Origin of the sequence: Vagococcus fluvialis, from assembly GCF_003337315.1 — a bacterium.
GTDB classification, from domain to species: Bacteria; Bacillota; Bacilli; order Lactobacillales; family Vagococcaceae; genus Vagococcus; species Vagococcus fluvialis.
In genome coordinates this window covers 1-5036 of record NZ_QPJV01000023.1, presented here as the reverse complement: position 1 = coordinate 5036, position 5036 = coordinate 1, and the positions used below count along the sequence as shown (strand labels likewise).

General features: G+C 34.2%; 6 protein-coding genes and 1 other RNA gene. 4 read left to right on the top strand and 3 right to left on the bottom strand.

Annotated elements, in window-relative coordinates; genetic code table 11:
• Positions 1 to 244 precede the first annotated feature (244 nt).
• From DFR54_RS13035 to DFR54_RS13025, 3 genes are read right to left on the bottom strand one after another with little or no spacing between them, the layout of a single operon-like run.
• Positions 245 to 994, bottom strand: coding sequence for a 16S rRNA (uracil(1498)-N(3))-methyltransferase (locus DFR54_RS13035; protein ID WP_086341097.1), 750 nt, complete (start codon positions 992 to 994; stop codon positions 245 to 247).
• A gap of 2 nt (positions 995 to 996) precedes the next feature.
• A complete protein-coding gene (prmA, locus tag DFR54_RS13030) occupies positions 997 to 1944 on the bottom strand; it encodes a 50S ribosomal protein L11 methyltransferase (RefSeq protein ID WP_114290577.1) in 948 nt (315 codons plus the stop codon).
• A gap of 17 nt (positions 1945 to 1961) precedes the next feature.
• Positions 1962 to 2477: a DUF3013 family protein gene (locus DFR54_RS13025; RefSeq protein ID WP_249033392.1), complete on the bottom strand. Its 516-nt coding sequence runs from the start codon at positions 2475 to 2477 to the stop codon at positions 1962 to 1964.
• A gap of 71 nt (positions 2478 to 2548) precedes the next feature.
• On the opposite strand from DFR54_RS13025, the gene DFR54_RS13020 reads away from it, so the two are divergent.
• The 4 genes from DFR54_RS13020 (at position 2549) to DFR54_RS13010 (ending at position 4921) form a co-directional block, all read left to right on the top strand.
• Positions 2549 to 3820 (top strand): replication-associated recombination protein A, encoded by a 1272-nt coding sequence (locus DFR54_RS13020; RefSeq protein WP_114290576.1) that lies wholly within the window; start codon positions 2549 to 2551, stop codon positions 3818 to 3820.
• A gap of 58 nt (positions 3821 to 3878) precedes the next feature.
• A non-coding RNA gene (ssrS, locus tag DFR54_RS13015) (6S RNA) lies at positions 3879 to 4068 on the top strand.
• 87 nt (positions 4069 to 4155) lie between these two features.
• The gene (locus DFR54_RS13125) at positions 4156 to 4425 is read left to right on the top strand and encodes a hypothetical protein (protein ID WP_126809120.1); all 270 of its coding nucleotides are present in this window, start codon (positions 4156 to 4158) and stop codon (positions 4423 to 4425) included.
• A 25-nt stretch (positions 4426 to 4450) separates the two neighbouring features.
• Positions 4451 to 4921 carry a universal stress protein gene (locus tag DFR54_RS13010; RefSeq protein WP_114290575.1) on the top strand — a complete coding sequence of 157 codons (471 nt, stop codon included), beginning with the start codon at positions 4451 to 4453 and terminating at the stop codon, positions 4919 to 4921.
• The last annotated feature ends 115 nt before the right edge of the window (positions 4922 to 5036 follow it).

Sequence of the window (5036 nt, the reverse complement as noted above, 5' to 3'; positions counted from 1 at the left end):
TCAACTAACTTATAAATAAAATTAAAATCTACATATTTATCAATATCTCTTAATAGATGTTCCTTGGGAACTAAATCTTCTAGAGAATAAAAACCGATTTGATTACGTTTGCTCATATCTTGTTTTTTTAGCATGGAATCAACTCCTTTTCTCTATTTTACCAAAAAAAAAAGACAAAATATCAAATTTTTGATACTTTGTCTACAGTCTGAAACTAATTCAAAGGAATTAGTTTTTTACTTCTTTATAATAGCTCCCACTGATAACTCATAGCAGATAAGGCGTATAAGGGGGCTGTTTCTGCACGTAATATTCTTGGCCCTAAACCGCATATTACAGCCTTTTCTTTAGAAAAAATGTCGATTTCTTGAGGTGATAAGCCACCTTCTGGTCCAAAAATAATTATGACGGATTCTCCTGTTTTTACTTCTTGAAGAGATTTAACAAAACTTTTAGTTTCACCAGATTTAGCGGACTCCTCATAAGCCACTAAAATATGGTCATAATTAACTAAGCTCTTTGTGAAATCATTAAAATGACTTAAAAGCTGAATACCTGGAACTTTTTGTCTATGAGACTGCTCAGCTGCTTCTTTAACAATTTTTTCAAATCGAGGTACTTTTTTAGTTAACTTCTTTTCATCCCATTTAACCACAGAGGTTTTACTTGGAAAGCCAATTAACTCAAACATGCCTAACTCAGTTGCCTTTTGAGCCACCCATTCTAACTTATCACCTTTTGTGTAACCACAAGCAATCGTCACATTAAAAGGTAACTCTTTTTGAGTTTCTTCTTTTTCTACTAACTTTAAGTTGATTTCTGCTTCTAAAACTTCTGTAATTTCAGCTACAATAGCCATTTCATCTTCGAAAGTTAAAAAGCATTTATCCCCTATTTTCATACGCATCACATGTGCAGCATGATGAAAATCATCACCTGTTAATTTATAAGTAGCCTGTTCTTCAAATTTCCCTGCTAGAAAATAACGTTGCATGATTATTCCTCACTAGCTTTCTTAACAATCATTGCTAACCAATCTTTTTGCTGGAATCTTTGATCGACAACAAATCCGTTAGCTTCCAATACTGTTAGAACACTGCCTTCTTTCTCTTCAATAATACCTGAAATAATAAAGGTTCCCTCATCAGTTAAGCAACGGTAAGCATCTGGTATTAATTCAATAATGATGTCTGCTAAAATATTAGCCACAATCACATCAGCCTTCTTATCAATACCGACTAATAAATTATTCGGTGCTACAATCACGTCGTGGGCTACTGGATTTAAATTCATGTTCTCTTTAGCTGCAGCTACTGCTACATCATCTAAGTCATAAGCATAAACCTCTTTTGCTCCAAGACATTTACTTGCAATACTTAAAATCCCTGAACCTGTCCCAACATCAATAACTGTTTCTCCACTTCTTAAAACAACTTCTAGAGCTTGTAGGGTTAAACGAGTTGTTGGGTGAGTTCCTGTACCAAACGCCATTCCTGGATCAAGCCTCATGACATGCTCATCTTTAGAGTGAGGTGTATAATCTTGCCACTCAGGAACAATCGTTAAGTAGCGGCTAATGTTTACAGGATGGTAATATTTTTTCCAAGCTGTTGCCCAATCGCTTTCAACTACTTCCGAGGTTTCAATTCTTTTAGGTGCAACCTCTAAACCGAACTCTTCTAATTGAGTCACACGTAATTCTATTGTTGGTAAAATTTCTGGTAGAAAGATTGTTTCTGGGAAGTAAGCAATAACTTGAGCTCCTTCTTTAATATGGTCGAAAGTCTCGATATCTAAAATCTCGCCAAATGCATCACTTTCAAAATTTAAAGCATCCATTGAGTCTTCGATAGCTACACCATTTGCTCCTGCTTCCATCAAAATATTAGAAACAGCTTCTACTGCTTCACTTGTTGTTAATACTGATACTTGATTCCACTTCATTCTTAATTCCTCTTTTTCTAATATTTTGGATATGGTACAAATTGATGGTTTTTAATTTCTGAAAGACGTTTTTCAAATTCTGTATCGTTCCAGTTTAATTCAAACACTTCAATTGTTTCATCTTCTAAAAAATCTAATAAATCACTTTGTCCTTCGATTAAAACTTCATTTAAATAAATGGCAAATGTACGTAACCATTCTTTTGATAATCCTTTTTTACGATCAAATTTAATCGCTGTTAAGTATTCATCCTCAGGAATGACATCAGCTTCATTAGCATAGAAAAGAATAACATCTTCAAATTCAATCATCTCTTCTTCACTAACAATACCTTCCTCATCTTCAATACTTTCTTGGTCTTTGTTTTCAGCAAAAAGAGCTACTAACACTTCAAATTGATGTTTTTTAGGATTCCAATCAATCGCAAAGTCCGCTTCTGTTATATGTTTTTCAAGTTCTTTTTCTAAAACTTCAAGAATGTTTTCTTTTTTCATTTTCTTCACTCGTTTTCTTTTATTTGATGGTTTAATCATACCTAAAACCGCTTGTTTTGCCAATGGTTAGATGTGATATAATACTAGAAAAGACGTTAAGGAGGACAGATGTGGAAAAACCATTAGCTTATCGCATGAGACCAACAACAATTGATGATATTGTTGGTCAACAACATTTAGTTGGTGAAGGTAAAATAATTCGTAGAATGGTTGATGCTAAAATGCTTTCCTCCATGATTCTTTACGGACCTCCTGGAACAGGAAAAACAAGCATTGCAAGTGCAATTGCAGGCTCTACAAAATATGCCTTCCGTATTTTAAATGCCGCCACTGATACTAAGAAAGATTTACAAATTGTTGTTGAAGAAGCCAAAATGAGCGGCACTGTGATTTTATTATTAGATGAAGTTCATCGATTAGATAAACCTAAACAAGATTTTTTACTACCTCATTTAGAAAATGGCCGTATTGTAATGATTGGGGCAACTACTGAAAATCCTTATATTGCCATTAACCCAGCTATTAGAAGTCGAAGTCAAATTTTTGAAGTTAAAGCTTTAACTGAGGATGACATTGCTTTAGCTGTAGAAAAAGCTTTAACAGATAAAGAAAAAGGTTTAGGTGATTTAAAAATTGAACTCGACCCAAAAGCCTTACTCCACTTAACACGAGCAACCAATGGTGACTTGCGTAGTGCATTAAATGGCTTAGAGTTGGCTAGTAAATCAACTCCAGCCTTAGATGATGGCTTCATTCATTTGACCTTGCCTATTTTAGAAGAATGCATTCAGAAAAAAGCTTTTTCTCATGACAAAGATGGTGACGCTCATTATGATGTGATTTCAGCTTTCCAAAAATCTATTCGTGGAAGTGATGTCGATGCTGCTCTTCATTACCTAGCTAGATTAATCGAAGCAGGTGAGTTACTGATTGCTTGTCGCAGACTTTTGGTAATCGCTTACGAAGATATTGGTCTAGCTAACCCCGGTGCTTGTGCTAGAACTGTCTCGGCTGTTCAAGCTGCTGAAAAACTTGGTCTCCCTGAAGCTCGGATTCCATTAGCTCAGACAGTTGTTGACCTTTGTCTATCTCCTAAGTCTAACTCTAGTTACTTAGGAATTGATGCGGCACTAGCAGACATTAGACAGGGTAATATTGGAGATATTCCCGCTCACTTAAAAGATAATCACTACAAGGGTGCTGAAGAGCTTGGACGAGGAATTGATTATCAATATCCTCATGATTTTCCAGGAGGTTGGGTAAATCAACAATATCTACCTGAAAAAATAAAACATAAAACTTACTTCAAACCAAAAGAAACAGGTAAGTACGAAAAAGGTCTAGCTCATAGACTTTTACAAATAAAGACAGCAAAAAAATAATTTTTAACGTCCTAATAATTGATGAATTAAAATTCTTGTGTTAGTATATATGTATAGAGAATATCTGTGATGTACGTCGTACTCTCATTAGTGTTGACCGAACAATTAATATTACCTTGGGAATTAACCAGTTATTAACAGAAAACATGCCCTATCACTTGGTAGTTTGAATTAATACTAACGATTCCCACCTGCATGTAAAGCGGGTTCAACCAGACAGAGTACATAACGGCATCGACGGATATTTTTTTGTCTTTTGGGGATTTGCTAAATGATAAGCAAATGCCTTTTTTTATATACTTTTTCTATTTTACTCAGATTGGATTGTGATATAATTGATACAAATACTACTACTTCTGTTTAGTTTGATCCTTGTTGTGATTGGTTGGTACTTTAAAAAACATGTTACTGATTTAGAAGTCCTTTTTTCAAATCATAACAAACAAACTATCAGTCGCTTTGCATATACCTTATGTTTCTCAGGCATTCTTGGTATTATTCTTGGTATTTTCATACCGTCAAAAGTAGTTGCATTGTTTTTTATTTCTTTTGTTCTTATTGTTTCTGCTATTTTTTCAATTCGTCTATCTCAAAAAATGAGATAACCAAACACAGAAAGGGTGTTACACAATGTTACCAGAGTACAATAAAATTTTAGTTGCCATTGACGGTTCTGATGAATCAGAACAAGCCTTCAAAAAGGCCATTCAAGTAGCCAAACGAAATAACGCTATTCTCTACATCGCTCATATCATTGATATTAGAGCTTTTGAATCTGTTTCTAGTTTTGATGAAAACCTGGCAGAGGAAGCGACTCGTGTTGCTCGTGATACTTTAAATAACTATTTAGATTATGGAAAAGAGCATGGTGTAGATGATATTCAAACCATTATTGAATACGGAGCACCTAAGACAGTTATTTCAAAACAACTACAAAAAGAACACAACATTGATTTAATCATGCTTGGTGCAACTGGTTTAAATGCTATGGAACGAATTCTGATTGGTTCTGTTTCAAGTTATGTAGCAAGACATGCTGAGTGTGATGTTCTAATTGTTAGAACTGACCTTAATAACGAATTACCAACTAAAGAAAAATAAAAAAACTTCTCCTAATTTCTGGCTCTATAATTTAAAGGACTGATGAATCAAATTTTGATTCATCAGTCCTTTTTTAGTTTATTTAAATATAAAACATGTCGTCTATCTAGTAAAA

Bases quoted from the DNA above. Each gene is read 5' to 3' on its own strand.
- DFR54_RS13035 (WP_086341097.1), bottom strand. From the start codon at position 994: ATGCAACGTTATTTTCTAGCAGGGAAATTTGAAGAACAGGCTACTTAT.
- prmA (WP_114290577.1), bottom strand. From the start codon at position 1,944: ATGAAGTGGAATCAAGTATCAGTATTAACAACAAGTGAAGCAGTAGAA.
- DFR54_RS13025 (WP_249033392.1), bottom strand. From the start codon at position 2,477: ATGATTAAACCATCAAATAAAAGAAAACGAGTGAAGAAAATGAAAAAA.
- DFR54_RS13010 (WP_114290575.1), top strand. From the start codon at position 4,451: ATGTTACCAGAGTACAATAAAATTTTAGTTGCCATTGACGGTTCTGAT.